This window comes from Vibrio tetraodonis (genome assembly GCF_003350295.1).
GTDB classification, from domain to species: domain Bacteria; phylum Pseudomonadota; class Gammaproteobacteria; order Enterobacterales; family Vibrionaceae; genus Vibrio; species Vibrio tetraodonis.
This window is the reverse complement of record NZ_QLYY01000022.1, coordinates 84,270-98,720: the sequence shown is the minus strand read 5'-3', so window position 1 is coordinate 98,720 and position 14,451 is coordinate 84,270. Positions and strand designations below refer to the sequence as shown.

General features: G+C 43.8%; 11 protein-coding genes and 1 riboswitch. Of the genes, 8 read left to right on the top strand and 3 right to left on the bottom strand.

Translation table 11 applies throughout. The features are described from left to right. Positions 1-232: 232 nt before the first annotated feature. Entirely contained in the window at positions 233-862 is a 630-nt protein-coding gene (gene msrA / locus DPF90_RS17050) for a peptide-methionine (S)-S-oxide reductase MsrA (protein ID WP_114787527.1), read from the bottom strand. A 119-nt stretch (positions 863-981) separates the two neighbouring features. Here msrA and tamA point away from each other — a divergent pair, with 119 nt between their 5' ends. Genes tamA through DPF90_RS17035 form a run of 3 tightly spaced genes read left to right on the top strand, consistent with a single transcriptional unit; the run spans position 982 to position 6,810 of the window. Then, a complete protein-coding gene (gene tamA / locus DPF90_RS17045) occupies positions 982-2,691 on the top strand; it encodes an autotransporter assembly complex protein TamA (protein ID WP_114787526.1) in 1,710 nt (569 codons plus the stop codon). Further along, positions 2,688-6,446, top strand: a complete 3,759-nt coding sequence (tamB, locus tag DPF90_RS17040; RefSeq protein ID WP_114787525.1) for an autotransporter assembly complex protein TamB — start codon at positions 2,688-2,690, stop codon at positions 6,444-6,446. Before tamA ends, tamB begins: the two co-directional genes overlap by 4 nt. Positions 6,447-6,462: 16 nt before the next feature. Further along, positions 6,463-6,810: a gamma-glutamylcyclotransferase family protein gene (locus DPF90_RS17035; RefSeq protein WP_114787524.1), complete on the top strand. Its 348-nt coding sequence runs from the start codon at positions 6,463-6,465 to the stop codon at positions 6,808-6,810. 39 nt (positions 6,811-6,849) lie between these two features. Here the strand turns inward: DPF90_RS17035 and ppa are convergent, their stop codons facing one another. Together ppa and fbp are read right to left on the bottom strand one after the other, a co-directional pair. After that, positions 6,850-7,377 carry an inorganic diphosphatase gene (ppa, locus tag DPF90_RS17030; RefSeq protein ID WP_114787523.1) on the bottom strand — a complete coding sequence of 176 codons (528 nt, stop codon included), beginning with the start codon at positions 7,375-7,377 and terminating at the stop codon, positions 6,850-6,852. Between the two features lie 207 nt (positions 7,378-7,584). Then, positions 7,585-8,598, bottom strand: coding sequence for a class 1 fructose-bisphosphatase (fbp, locus tag DPF90_RS17025; protein WP_114787522.1), 1,014 nt, complete (start codon positions 8,596-8,598; stop codon positions 7,585-7,587). Positions 8,599-8,945: 347 nt separating this feature from the next. Between fbp and mpl the strand changes: the two genes are divergently transcribed. From mpl to thiQ, 5 genes are all read left to right on the top strand, one after another. Then, positions 8,946-10,295 carry a UDP-N-acetylmuramate:L-alanyl-gamma-D-glutamyl-meso-diaminopimelate ligase gene (gene mpl / locus DPF90_RS17020; RefSeq protein ID WP_114787521.1) on the top strand — a complete coding sequence of 450 codons (1,350 nt, stop codon included), beginning with the start codon at positions 8,946-8,948 and terminating at the stop codon, positions 10,293-10,295. A gap of 14 nt (positions 10,296-10,309) precedes the next feature. Further along, positions 10,310-10,933, top strand: coding sequence for a flavin prenyltransferase UbiX (locus DPF90_RS17015; RefSeq protein ID WP_114787520.1), 624 nt, complete (start codon positions 10,310-10,312; stop codon positions 10,931-10,933). Between the two features lie 27 nt (positions 10,934-10,960). Beyond that, a riboswitch (TPP riboswitch) is annotated at positions 10,961-11,078 on the top strand. 49 nt (positions 11,079-11,127) lie between these two features. Beyond that, a complete protein-coding gene (gene thiB, locus DPF90_RS17010; RefSeq protein WP_114787519.1) occupies positions 11,128-12,120 on the top strand; it encodes a thiamine ABC transporter substrate binding subunit in 993 nt (330 codons plus the stop codon). A gap of 9 nt (positions 12,121-12,129) precedes the next feature. Then, positions 12,130-13,728 (top strand): thiamine/thiamine pyrophosphate ABC transporter permease ThiP, encoded by a 1,599-nt coding sequence (thiP, locus tag DPF90_RS17005; protein WP_114787518.1) that lies wholly within the window; start codon positions 12,130-12,132, stop codon positions 13,726-13,728. Then, on the top strand, positions 13,715-14,422 hold the full coding sequence (gene thiQ / locus DPF90_RS17000; protein ID WP_114787517.1) for a thiamine ABC transporter ATP-binding protein: 708 nt from the start codon (positions 13,715-13,717) through the stop codon (positions 14,420-14,422). The genes thiP and thiQ overlap by 14 nt, the downstream gene beginning before the upstream one ends. Positions 14,423-14,451 lie beyond the last annotated feature (29 nt).

The window sequence follows — 14,451 nt, the reverse complement described above, 5'->3', positions numbered from 1 at the left end:
TTTTCCTCTGGGTTGAGTGTACCGATTATATAGTGAAAACTGCTCACTGGGTCAGTGATATATTGATGCACAAAACTTTGTTGCATAATTGTGATCTCAACTGCAGCTAACTCAGAGTGGGTTGTCTAAAAACGAGGGTTACATTTTGGCGGCGAGCAACAACCCAATATCTAGCTTGATGTTATAGCCAGCACTCTTGCTGGCTAAATAGGACGAAACAGGACTATTCGGTTTATCCATTTGATGGAAAACAGACGCCAGTTCCATTTAAGCCACAATAGCCATTGGGGTTCTTAGCTAAATATTGTTGGTGATAGGTTTCGGCGAAGTAGTAGTGACCAGCTTTTTCAATCTCTGTCGTGATGTTGGAGCCGTTAGAGTTAAGCAGTGTTTGATACTCGTCTCTGGAATCTATGGCTTGCTCTAGTCGTTGTTCATTGTATGTATAGATGGCTGAGCGATACTGAGTGCCCATATCATTGCCTTGACGCATTCCTTGAGTTGGATTGTGGCGTTCCCAAAAAGTGCGCAGTAATTGTTCAAAGGAAATGATATCTGGATTAAAAACGACTCTCACGACCTCTGTGTGTCCGGTCTTCCCAGAGCAGACCTCCTCGTACGTCGGGTTGGGAGTATAGCCGCCAGAATATCCGACAGAGGTGCTGATAACCCCTTCTAACTGCCAAAATAAACGTTCTGCCCCCCAAAAGCATCCCATACCAAATAAGACTTCTTGGCAACCTTGAGGAGGTTTTGCTTTGATGTTTGATTGATTCACATAGTGCTTATCATCAACGTTTAGTGGCTGATCACGACCAGGAAGTGCTTGTTGGGAGGTGACGGGGGTTTGTTTATCGAGCATGATTCATCTCCTTAAAATGATATTCTTGGGAGTAGACCGCTTAATTGACGGTTTTCGTACAGACATCTTTTTGCAGTGACGTTATTATTTCGTAACGACGTATAGGCTACCAATAAACCATGATAAAACCGTTTTTTCCAGCGATTCTACTTTTAAGCAGTGTTTCAGCCTTCGGGCAAGAAGTATCGTTGTCGATTCGCGGAGTATCCGGAGAATTGGAGCAAAATGTTGAAACCTATCTGCAGGCAATTCCTAGCCAAGACTATAGTACCAGTTTGCGTTTTCAAGCTCGGGTCGAAAAGCGTTTAACTGAAGCACTCAATGCACTTGGCTACTATCATCCAAATTTTTCATTTGAGGCAAACAGTGGAGAGCAGGAATTAGTCATCACCATTGTGCCCGGAGAGCCAGTCTTGATTGCGCTGGTGGACATAGAGTTGAGTGGTGAAGCGCATGATGATCAAGCCTTTAAGACCTTGATTGAGCGCAGTGGTCTCAAACAGGGGCAAGTATTAAACCATAGTTTGTATGATGGGCTGAAATCGCGCATTCGTAACCTTGCTTTACAAAGAGGTTACTTTGATGGAGATTACACGGTAAGTCGACTGGAGGTGTCGCCAAATTTAGACCAAGCCTTTATTCGACTTCACTTTGATAGTGGTATGCGTTATGCCTTTGGTCAAAGCTCGATTACTGGTAGCCAAATAGACTTGATGCGTGTTGAATCCTTGTCACCTTACAAACAGGGCGATCCCTATTTGGCTACAGCAGTAGGCGAATATAACCAAAACCTGTCCAATACGGAATGGTTCTCATCTGTCCTAGTTGAACCTGATCTTTCTCATCTTGGAGAAGGGAGAGAGTTACCTATGAAGGTCTCTTTAGCGCCGCAGGCGAGAAATCAGCTAGAAACAGGCCTTGGTTACTCAACAGATGTTGGTGCAAAAGGATCGCTCAAATGGAAACAACCTTGGGTCAATAGCAGCGGTCATAGTTTCACTAGCCGTTTTTCAATTTCTGGGCCAGAACAAACCGTCACAGCAGGTTATAAAGTCCCACTAGAGGATGCTCTAAATGAGTATTATCAGCTTAAGTACGGTATGAAAAATCTAGATAATCGAGATACGCAAAGTTTAGAGTCGAATCTAGCCCTAGAGCGTCATTGGCTACTTGATAACGGATGGCACCGAGCCCTTTATATTCGATATTTGTTGGAAAACTATGAGCAAGGCCTCCAAGATGACTCTGGACAATTCTTATTGCCTGGTTTTAGTTTTAGCCGCAGCAGAATACGTGGCGGGGCAATGCCAAGTTGGGGAGATAAACAATCGCTGAGCCTTGAATTTGGTGACGACAGAGTATTATCAGAGACTAGGGTTATCCGCCTACAAGGTGGGATGACATGGATCCGCAGTGCAGGGCAAAATCATAGAGGGATCTTTCGTTTAGATGGAGGTGCCAATATCACTGAAGACTTTGAGCGATTATCACCGTCTTTGCGCTTTTTTGCTGGTGGTGATAACAACTTGCGTGGCTATAACTATCAATCTATTTCACCGACTGACAGCAGTGGAGCCTTGACGGGTGCTAAATATATGGCGACTTCTTCACTGGAATATCAATACCGAATTTATGGCAATTGGTGGGGAGCGGCTTTTTACGACTATGGCGATGCGTTTAATGATGAACCTGACTTCAAACGTGGTACAGGAGTAGGTGTTCGCTGGGAGTCTCCCGTGGGACCAGTCAGATTAGACTTTGCTTGGGGGTTAGATGCCACCCCAGGTGATGAGTTTAAAATTCATTTCACATTGGGCCCAGAGCTATGACCCAGTTTGTTATAAGGTGGTCTAAGTGGTTTTCAATTGCGGCAATGACGCTAATATTTGCTGTTGTTCTCGGCCTATCGGTTATTTTGTTTACCACTTCCGGGTTAAAGTTTGTCATTTGGGCGGCCGAAAAGTCGCTGCCACAGCTTGAAATCGAGTCCTACTCTGGAGCGGTTTTTCCGCGCTTCACTCTCAATAAGGTCTCATATCAAGACCAAGCACTCAATGTGGATGTAGGCGTCAATTCTATCACTCTTGGTGTTGATGTTTCGTGCCTTGTAGGGGCAAGTATTTGTATTGACGAACTTACCCTTAATGGCCTCAAGTTTTATATGCCTGAAGCATCATCAGATGCACAAAGTTCCGCTGAGCCAGAAACAGGTAGCCAAAGCAGTGTTAGCTTACCGATACCGCTTACTGCTAAACGTTTATCACTGTCTGATCTTGATCTCAACATTCTTGGTTATCAGGCTCAAGTCGGGGTTTTCACCACTGGATTGAGCTGGGTGGGACAGCGCTTAACTATTGATAAAAGCTTGTTAAGTAAGACTCGTCTAACCTTGGCGCCAGAACAAAATACGCCAGAACCAGCTAGCGCCGCATCGACAAGTCAGCAGCATGATATTGAGTTACCTAGTGTCGTTTTACCCTTGGATATTAACCTGAAAGGATTAGATATTCATGATTTTACTTTGGTACAAGACACACCTATTGTGGTAAACAATTTAGGAATTGAAGCACAGGCGGTAGGTTCAAAAATTAATCTACGAGCCATGCAGCTAGATATGCCTCAACTGGCTGCTAAGCTCAATGGTGAAGTTAATTTGGTAGAAGATTACCCTATCAGTTTGGATTTGAAAACGACCATTAAACAGCCGATTGCTAAAGGTCAAATCATCCATCTTAATGCTTCGGGCAGTGTTGCTAACCTCTCCTTAGACGCCGAGTTTGGTGGTTTAGCTAAAGGTCAAATTCAAGCCTTTGTTCAACCATTGCGCAACAACCTTCCATTTGAACTTTCCTTATTAGACGTTCAGGCCCAGTGGCCCTTATTGGGAGAGGGAGATTACTTTGTTGCTGTGGATAGCTTGAAGAGTAAAGGCTCGTTAGAGCGCTATGATATTGCTCTCGACGCCAAGTTTTCGGGAAAAGAAGTGCCCGAATCCAAGTTGACTATATTCGGTCAAGGTAATCTTAAACAAATTGATTTAGATACGCTTTCTTTGAAAACATTAGGGGGCGAAGTATCAGGTCAGTTAATGGCGAATTGGCAAGCCCCAATTAACTGGTCTACCGATCTCTTACTGACAGATATTCAGCCAGGTATACAATGGCAAGATGCTGAAGGAAAAATCAGTGGCCGTTTGGCTACCTCTGGTGTTTTGACCGACCAAGGTGGATGGAAAATAGAGGTTCCTAAGTTAGATGTTGACGGTGTTGTACGTGATTATCCACTCAAGCTCTTGGGTCAACTGTCAGCCTCTGATGAGACTGGAACAGGAGACATCAGGGTGACCACGTCGGGGCTCGCTTTATCCCATGGGCCAAACTTTGTGAAGGCCAGTGGTGTCATTGAGCAAGCGTCGGATATGAAGGTGGAGGTTTCTTTTGCGGATATGTCGCTAACCGTGCCTAATCTACGCGGTAACGTAAAAGGAAACCTAATATTGAAAGACAGTATCCAACAGCCTAGGGTTGGTGTGATGCTCAAAGCGAGGGATGTCGGCTTGGGTAAAGATATCGATGCTAAAACTATTGATTTAGAAGGTGAGTTATCCCCGCTTACTCAAATCGCAGGCAACATAAAACTATCGGTATTTAATGCTCACTATCAGAATTATGTTATCGATCAGGTTTTGTTAAATACAAAAGGTAATGAGAAAAGTCATACGCTTAGCTTAGATGTCATGTCGGATATCGTTTCCACTCAACTCAATCTCCGCGGAGAGCTAGAACGTCTTCCAGAGCTGGTTTGGAAAGGTAATTTAGATGGGATGTTTATTAAATCAAAACAAGGGGTATGGACTTTAGAGGGCGTGACTCCAGTGGGGTACTCCGCTCAATCTCAGCAAGTATTTGTTGCAGCTCACTGCTGGCAGCAAGAAGGGGCCTCAATTTGTTTGGATAAGGATATGAATGTTGGCCAAAAAGGTGAAGCCAAGGTTTCCATATCCAATATCGACTTTAGTCAGTTGCAATCTATGTTCCCTAAAAAGACAGAGCTTAAAGGCGATCTTAATATTTCCGCTATGGCGAGTTGGGCTCCTGATACTCCACCAGTCCTCACAGTGGACCTTGGGATGGGGCAGGGCATGGTGAATGATCATGGTGCACATCCAATTCGTTTGGGCTGGGAGAGCGTTAGCTTAAAGGCGGCATTAAAAGATAATGTATTATCAACTAATTGGCTAATTGATTTGGCTGACAATGGAAATTTTTCAGGTCATGCCAAGGTATTCAATGTTGTCGATACAAACAAGTCCTTGGATGGAAAACTGCAATTGACTGAACTCAAATTGGATTTTCTAGAACCATTTTTGGGCGACTATAGTCAGTTTAAATCAACACTTAATTCTCAATTGTCTTTCACAGGCCCGATAATGAAGCCCAAATTAAAAGGGCAGTTTGTGCTTGATGATCTCCTTCTAAAAGGCGAAGTAACCCCTGTAGAAATTGAGTCTGGAAATATTGATGTCAACTTTTCTGGATACGGTGCCAACTTGACTGCAGCTGTTGATACGCCTGATGGACAGTTACAAGCGAAAGGAGAAGCCGATTGGCGAGATCTTAAAAAGTGGCAAACTAATCTGCGAGTGTTTGCTGATGAGCTCATGGTAGATCTTCCTCCTATGGTGAAAGTTAAAGTTATACCTGATATGACAATATCAGCCTCGCCAAAACAAGCTCGCATCGACGGTACGATAGCTTTGCCGTGGGGAAAGATTGTGGTTGAAGAGCTGCCTCCTAGTGCTATTGGCGTGTCTAAAGATCAAGTGCTCCTAAACGAACATTTAGAACCAGAAAGTATACAGCCGACGATTCCGTTTAGTATCGAAACCAATGTTAATATTAGTATTGGCGACGAGCTTAAGTTGTCAGCTTTCGGTCTTGAAGGTGATTTGTCTGGAAACTTAAATGTCTCGCAGAGAGATAAAGGACCATTTGTGACTGGAGAGGTAAATATTATAGATGGCTCTTATCGGTCTTTTGGTCAGGATTTGATCATCCAACAAGGAAAAATCTTGATGAATGGACCTGTTGATCAGCCTTTTGTGCAAATCACCGCAATACGTAATCCAGATAACACTCAAAACGATTACATTGCAGGAATTAAGGTGATAGGTCCGGTTGATGAGCCAAACGTGACGATATTTTCAGAACCAAGCTTGCCACAAGCGAATGCATTATCATACTTACTACGTGGTCGAGATATTGATGGAGAGTCTGGAGGTAACACTGTGACTTCCACTTTAATCGGTCTCAGCTTGGCTAAGAGTGGTCGAGTGGTGGGTGAGATCGGTGAAGCATTTGGTGTTCAGGATCTGCAACTTGATACAGCAGGCGCAGGTGACCAATCACAAGTCACGGTTAGTGGCTATGTGCTTCCTGGTTTACAAGTTAAATACGGTGTGGGTATTTTCGATTCTGTTGGAGAGTTCACGGTTCGCTATCGTTTAATGCAAGATCTATACGTTGAAGCCATATCTGGGTTAGATAGTGCGGTTGAGTTACTTTACCAGTTTGAGTTTAATTAATAAGTGAGATTGCAGGATGCAACATTTAGTTTTTGTCTATGGCACATTGAGGCAAGGAGAAAGAAATCATAATTATCTTGCGGGGAATCAATGTTTAGGCCAGTGTGAGACCTTTCCTCATTACGCCCTCTATGATCTTGGCTCATATCCTGCCGTGGTCGAAGGCCATGACTCTATCTTAGGTGAAGTTTATCTTATAGATGATCAAACGCTTAGCCAATTGGATCAATTAGAAGATGTGCCGGTTGAATACCGGAGAGATAAGGTTGAAACTCCCTTTGGTCAAGCTTGGATATATATCTACCAAAACAGCAGTAAACTCGATACGCTCATTTCATCAGGAGATTGGTGCCAAAGGGTATAGTCTTGTTAAAAAAGAGCCCAAGAGGCTCTTTTACCATAATTACTTTTGTGCGCGTTGGTAAGATTCGAGGATCTCTTTTCTTGCTGACTCGACATCTTCCCAACCGTCTACCTTGACCCATTTTCCAGATTCAAGCTCTTTGTAGTGCTCAAAGAAGTGGGTGATTTGTGCTTTAAGCAGTTCAGGTAAGTCTTGAACATCTTGAATATGATCATATTCTTTAGACAGTTTGCTATGCGGCACAGCGACCACTTTGGCATCTTCGCCAGACTCATCTGTCATTTTCAAAACACCGACAGGGCGGCAGCGAATAACAGACCCCGGCATCAAAGGATGTGGTGTTGGCACTAGCACATCAACTGGGTCACCGTCGAGTGACAAAGTGTGGTTAACGTAACCATAGTTACAGGGGTAAAACATAGGTGCAGACATAAAACGGTCGACAAATACAGCCCCTGATTCTTTGTCTACTTCATATTTGATTGGGTCTGCGTTAGCTGGGATTTCAATCACCACGTAGATATCATCTGGAAGCGATTTGCCTGCCGGCACGTTATTTAAACTCATTTAGGTAGTTCCTTGTTTGTACTGACTTCTTCTAGGATCGGTTTTCTTACTGCGAAGCGTCGCTTAAAACCTTAAGGTGAGCCTTTGGAAGTACTGGGCTATATAAGATCGCAATACCTTACTGCTAAACTCGGTTTTTTGTAAACTGGATAAGGCGAGATTTGGTTCAAGAAAATGTTAAAAAGGCGCTAATTAGCGCCTTTTAGTTTAATCTTCTTGGTACTTGAGTAAAAATTCTTCTACTTTCTTAACCATGTTTTTAGAGCCGACAAAGAAAGGTACACGTTGGTGTAATTCTGTTGGTTTTAGATCCATGATTCGATTTTGGCCATCTGATGCCGTGCCACCAGCTTGCTCAATAATATAAGCCATAGGATTGCACTCGTAGAGTAGACGCAATTTGCCATTAGGGTGGCTTTGAGTACTTGGGTACAAGTAAATCCCGCCCTTCAGCAGATTTCGATGGAAGTCTGCGACTAGCGAGCCAATATAGCGAGAAGTGTATGGCCTGTGTTCAGTTGGCTCGTTTTCTTGGCAATACTTAATGTATTTTTTTACGCCCATAGGGAAGCGAATATAGTTCCCTTCATTGATCGAGTAGATGGTTCCATCGTCAGGTATCATCATATTCTCATGGGAGAGGCAAAAGGTACCTAAAGAAGGGTCATAGGTAAAACCGTTGACTCCTTTGCCCGTTGTGTACACCAACATGGTGGATGAACCATAAATAACGTAACCAGCGGCCACTTGTTTATGTCCGGGTTGAAGAAAATCTTCCTGAGTTGGTGGTGTACCAATAGGAGAAACGCGACGATAGATAGAGAATATGGTACCAACAGAGACATTAACATCGATATTGGATGAACCATCAAGAGGATCCATGAGGACCACATACTTAGCATTTTTGTTGAGCTCTTTATTAAAGGCTACTGCTTCATCTTCCTCTTCACTTGCTACGCCACAAACTTGATCTCTGGCTTCTAATGCTGCTTTGAACTTATCGTTCGCGTAGACATCGAGTTTTTGCTGATCCTCACCTTGGATGTTCTCACTTCCAACGGCACCTGTAATATCGCCTAGACCAGCGGCGTTAATTTCACGGTTAACAATTTTGGCTGCAAGACGGATTGATGAAAGTAGAGATGACAAGTCACCGCTAGCGTGGGGGAAGTCCGCTTGTTTCTCGACGATAAACTCGCCAAGCGTGCGCATACCAGACATGGTTTTTCCTTTAAGTCACTTCAATAGTAGGGTATTGGCTTTGGTGTTCTCTGACGGAGCACTCTATTGCCAAGCCTTATTCTAAAAGCTATTTCTTATTATTGGTAATAAACTAACTGACCAAGATCTCGTTTTACTGGTTATGTAACAAAACTTTTCGCTAGAGTCGGCTGAATTCCCTATTTTAGCTTCTCTTATCTCAGGTAAAAGCCATTCATTTTTAGTTTTACTATGTTGGAGGGCCGATATTTGTGGCTTTTCAACCAAAACCTAACCAAAGGTTCTCGCATTTACGCGTATAATCACCATAATAGCTAGTCAACTCTAACCTGTGGAGAAGGTTGTAGATGCATATTCATATCTTGGGGATTTGTGGCACTTTTATGGGCGGAGCTGCGGTTTTGGCTCGTCAGTTAGGCCATAAAGTTACTGGTAGTGATACAAATGTTTACCCGCCGATGAGTACTTTACTTGAATCTCAGGGTATCGATATCATTGAGGGTTTTGACCCTTCTCAGCTTGAACCCGCTCCCGATCTTGTTGTGATTGGTAATGCGATGAGCCGTGGTAACCCTTGTGTCGAACATGTTCTCAATAGCAATATGCGTTACACATCAGGTCCTCAGTGGTTGCAGGAGTTTCTTCTTCATGACCGTTGGGTGCTTGCAGTATCTGGGACTCATGGCAAAACCACCACTTCAAGCATGTTGGCATGGATCTTAGAAGAATGCGGTTATCAACCCGGATTCTTGGTTGGAGGGGTATTAGGAAACTTTGGTGTCTCAGCCCGTTTGGGCGAAAGTATGTTTTTTGTCGTTGAAGCCGATGAATATGACAGCGCTTTTTTCGATAAGCGGTCAAAGTTTGTCCATTACCACCCTCGCACCTTGGTGATCAACAATCTTGAATTCGATCATGCAGACATATTCGATGATCTTGAGGCGATCAAGCGCCAATTTCATCATTTAGTCAGAACGGTTCCTGGAAACGGACGTATTCTTGTACCACAAAATACAGACATTGATGATGTACTTGAGCGTGGATGCTGGAGTGAAAAAGAAGTCACAGGTTTACAAGGTGATTGGCGAGCAGAAAAAATGGCGGCAGACGGCTCTCAATTTAAGGTGCTTTTCCAAGGTGTGGAGTCTGGTGTGGTTAAATGGGACTTGGTCGGAGATCATAATGTTGACAATGCTCTGATGGCGATTGCTGCAGCTCGCCATGTTGGCGTTGTACCAGAGCTGGCATGTCAGGCGCTAACTAAATTTATTAATACCCGACGCAGACTGGAGCTAAAAGGCGAGGTTAACCAAGTTCGAGTCTATGATGATTTTGCTCACCACCCAACAGCGATTGAACTTACTCTTGGTGGATTGCGTAATAAGGTTGGCAGTCAGCGTATCTTTGCTGTGCTCGAGCCGCGCAGTGCTACGATGAAAAAAGGCGTGCATAAAGATACACTGGCTGCTTCACTCGACCAAGCTGATGAGGTCTTCTTGTATCAGCCAGACAATATTGAGTGGTCTGTTGCCGATATTGCAGAGCAGTGTAACCAGCCTGCATATACGTCAAACAGTGTCGATACTATAATTGATATGGTCATCGAGAGAATTATGCCAGGCGATCAAATCCTGGTAATGAGTAACGGCGGTTTTGAAGGCATACAAGAAAAGTTGTTGGCCAAACTAGCCGAGTAAATGAATCTAGTAGTATGAATCAAATAAACAACAAAGCGATAACATTAGCCTTTACAGGTGCGTCGGGCGCACCATACGGATTGAGGCTTCTGCAATGCTTACTAGCCGCAGAGTATCAGGTTCACTTGCTGATATCTTCTGCAGCACGAGTGGTGCTTGCCACTGAGCACGCTATGAAATTGCCCGGTAACCCTCAAGCAATCCAAGAAACACTTGTGGAGTACCTTGGTTGCGATGCAGAACAATTGCACGTTTACGGTAAAGACGATTGGTTTTCTCCCGTGGCATCAGGTTCTGCAGCGCCGAAACAGATGGTGGTTTGTCCTTGTTCTTCAGGTAGTGTTGCAGCAATTGCTCATGGTATGTCAGATAATCTTATTGAGCGGGCGGCAGATGTGGTCATAAAAGAGCGCGGCCACTTACTCTTGGTTGTGCGAGAAACACCGTTTTCGACTTTGCATTTGGAAAATATGCTCAAACTGTCTCAAATGGGCGTCACTATCATGCCAGCAGCACCTGGCTTTTATCATCAGCCGTCTTCAATTGAAGATTTGGTGGATTTTATGGTTGCTCGAGTTTTGGATCATTTAGGTATAGAACAAAAGATGGTGCCACGCTGGGGATATGACTCTAGATAAATAACTCAATTCCCATTACAATCCGGTCAACACTCAACGGGGCGCTGGTTATCACTATTGTTGATAAGGCTGAGATAAGGTATCGCCTTGGACCCGTATACCTGAACCAGATAATACTGGCGTAGGAATTGAGTCAAAATATTTGCGATAAATATTTACTCAAACCTGTGCCGCTCAATCAAGGAGAGCGAGCAGTGAAAACCCTTCATAGCACTATAGCTTTAGCGCTACTTACATCATTTTCAGCATCATCAGCGGATAATACATTAACCGTTTATACCTATGACTCCTTTGCGGCTAAGTGGGGCCCTGGCCCTAAAATAGAGCAAGCATTTGAGGAAAAATGTCGATGCGACCTGAATTTTGTTGCTCTAGATGATGGTGTATCAATTCTTAATCGCTTGCGCTTAGAAGGTAAAAATAGCAAGGCAGATATCGTACTCGGCTTAGATAAGAACTTAATGCCTGAAGCAAAGAAAACTGGCTTGCTCACTGAACATCAGGTTGATACAAAAACGGTCGACTTGCCTAATGGCTGGAGTGACTCAGTATTTCTGCCCTATGATTTTGGTTATTTTGCCTTTGTATATAACAAGGAAAAATTGTCAAAGCCGCCTAAAAGCCTTAAGGAGCTGGTTGAATCTCGTGACGACCTTAAAGTCATTTATCAAGATCCGCGTACTTCAACTCCGGGTCAAGGCTTGATGTTATGGATGAAGTCTGTCTATGGCGATGCAGTCTCTCCTGCTTGGCAGCAGTTAGCGAAGAAAACAGTGACAGTCACGAAAGGGTGGTCTGAAGCCTATTCGCTATTTCTTGATGGTGAAGCCGACATGGTACTCTCGTATACCACATCTCCTGCTTATCACTTGATTGCTGAGAATGACGCAAAGTTTGCTGCTGCGGATTTTAGCGAAGGCCATTATACCCAAGTTGAAGTTGCTGCTAAGGTCAAATCATCAAAAAATCCTCGCTTGGCTGACCAATTTATGGCCTTTATTTTGAGCGATGACTTTCAATCTCTGATGCCTACGGGTAACTGGATGTATCCGGTCACAGACGTCACTTTACCTGACGGCTTTGACACTCTCACCATTCCCAATAAAGCACTCAGCTTGAATGAAGAAGAGGTGGCTCAAAACCGCAAGGCGTGGATTAGAGAATGGCAAAGCGCTTTGACTTTCTAAGGGTACCTTTTGTATAAAATCCCTAAATTAGGACTCTTGGTCGCGATATTCATCGCGGCCTTTGTTGTTTGTGCCATTGGTGCATTACTATCTTTCGCTCCTTCATTAGAACCATCACAAATATGGTCTGACCCTTATTATCGACACGTCACTAAGTTCAGTTTCTATCAAGCCTCATTATCAACTTTGTTGAGTGTAGGGCTGGCTATTCCCGTTGCTCACGCTTTGTATCGTAATTCATTTGTTGGTAAGCAGTGGGTGCTCAAGCTCTTTTCCTCCACTTTAGTATTACCTGTGTTGGTCGGAATATTTGGCTTGGTGTCCATCTATGGCAATAAAGGGTTAATAGTTGAACTACTTGATTGGATTGGGTTTGAAGCGTCATTTTCTATTTACGGCCTGAAAGGCATTCTACTTGCCCATGTATTTTTTAATTTGCCCTACGCCAGCCGACTATTACTTATGGCACTAGAGTCTATTCCTTGTGAGCAACACAAACTTTGTGCTCACCTTGGAATGACACATTGGCACAAATTTAAATGGATAGAGTGGCCTAGGCTGCGTCAGCAGCTACCCCATGTACTTGGTTTGGTGTTTATGCTGTGCTTTACCAGTTTTGCAACTGTAATGGCACTGGGGGGAGGCCCCAAATCAACTACCATTGAATTGGCTATCTATCAGGCGATAAAGTTTGACTTTGACTTGCAAGCAGGCGCGATTTTAGCGTTATGGCAAATGCTTTTGTGTAGCTTTATTGCTTTCGCTGTGCATCGCTTGGCAACGCCTATTTCGGTGACAGCTTCGACGCAAATTAGTGACCATTTCTCTCTATCATCTTCGTTGAGATCTCGCATATGGGATGGCTTTTGGATTATCTTTAGCCTTTTGTTGGTGATACCACCCCTGTTTATGGTGGTGTGGAGTGGATTAAATGCCCAAGCGGTCAAGGTGCTTAGCGATCCGGCGTTTTGGAATGCTTTGTGGACATCGTGCAAGATAGCACTGTTGGCAAGTGGTTTTGCTCTTTTCGCTGGCATTGCTATTCTGTTGACCAGTCGACGTCTGAGGTTGAATACCAAAGCCCGTTTTGCTGATCAAATTGAACTGATCGGAACCATCATTCTAGTCACACCGAGTTTGGTTGTTGCGACTGGATTGTTTTTGTTACTACGAAGTTTTACGGATGTGTTCAGTTTAGGTTTTGTGGTGGTGCTGGTTAACGCTTTGATGGGATTGCCCTATGTGATCAAAACTCTATCCCAACCTATGTTGCATATTGAGCAACAATATCAATATTTGTGTGCCAGCCTTGGTATCAAAGGTTGGCAACGTTTTCGATTGATTGAGTGGCGAGCGCTACGTAGGCCACTGGCTCATGCATTTGCTATCAGTTTTATGTTTGCGATCGGCGATCTTAGCGCTATCGCTTTGTTTGGCAGCCAAGAGTTTCGGACTTTACCGCTGTATTTGTTCCAACTATTAGGAAGTTATCAAATTGCAGCAGCAGCTGTGGTCTCTCTTACTCTCTTAATTTTGAGTCTAGGCTGCTTTGCTTTGATAGAAACCATGTTCAAAGCTAACTCTAAGGTGAAATATGCTCACGTTTAACGCCGTTTGTTACCATTACCAGCAAGATACCTTCCTGTTTGAATTAGATATTCAGCAGGGAAGCCGAGTTGCTGTTATGGGCCCAAGTGGTGCTGGTAAATCAACCTTATTGGCTCTCGCTGCGGGTTTTATACAACCAAAAAGTGGTGAAATTGTTGCTAATGGAGAGGATATTGTAAAACTTGAACCTTATCAGCGGCCATTTGCATTCTTGTTTCAAGAGCATAATTTGTTCGCTCATCTTAGCGTAAGAGAGAATATAGGTTTAGGCTTACACCCTGGCTTGAAGCTGAGTCAAGAGCAGCGTTTTATGGTTGAGCAAGCCGCCAAGCAGGTTGGTATCGACGAGTATTTGGATCGTTTACCCGAACAACTATCTGGTGGCCAGCGCCAGCGGGTGGCGTTAGCTCGATGCTTTGTCCAGCCTCACCCTATATGGCTTTTGGATGAGCCCTTTTCAGCATTAGACCCCATGTTACGTGAAGAAATGCTCGCATTGGTCAATAAACTTGCCACTGAACGTAATATTACCCTTGTGATTGTGACCCATCATCTCAGTGATGCCAGAGCCATAGGGTCACATTTTGCTTATGTCGATAAGGGCAAAGTCTGGGCATCAGGCAATATTCAGGACTTAACGCCCGATCATAAAGACCCAATATTGAGTGAATTTGTCAAAGCAGGTCAGGGTTGAAGTACACAACTAAGGCTAGCGATTTAGCT

Coding starts and splice junctions, on each gene's coding strand:
- tamB (WP_114787525.1), top strand. CDS start 2,688: ATGACCCAGTTTGTTATAAGGTGGTCTAAGTGGTTTTCAATTGCGGCA.
- msrA (WP_114787527.1), bottom strand. CDS start 862: ATGCTCGATAAACAAACCCCCGTCACCTCCCAACAAGCACTTCCTGGT.
- ppa (WP_114787523.1), bottom strand. CDS start 7,377: ATGAGTTTAAATAACGTGCCGGCAGGCAAATCGCTTCCAGATGATATC.
- DPF90_RS17035 (WP_114787524.1), top strand. CDS start 6,463: ATGCAACATTTAGTTTTTGTCTATGGCACATTGAGGCAAGGAGAAAGA.
- DPF90_RS17015 (WP_114787520.1), top strand. CDS start 10,310: ATGAATCAAATAAACAACAAAGCGATAACATTAGCCTTTACAGGTGCG.
- mpl (WP_114787521.1), top strand. CDS start 8,946: ATGCATATTCATATCTTGGGGATTTGTGGCACTTTTATGGGCGGAGCT.
- tamA (WP_114787526.1), top strand. CDS start 982: ATGATAAAACCGTTTTTTCCAGCGATTCTACTTTTAAGCAGTGTTTCA.
- thiQ (WP_114787517.1), top strand. CDS start 13,715: ATGCTCACGTTTAACGCCGTTTGTTACCATTACCAGCAAGATACCTTC.
- fbp (WP_114787522.1), bottom strand. CDS start 8,598: ATGTCTGGTATGCGCACGCTTGGCGAGTTTATCGTCGAGAAACAAGCG.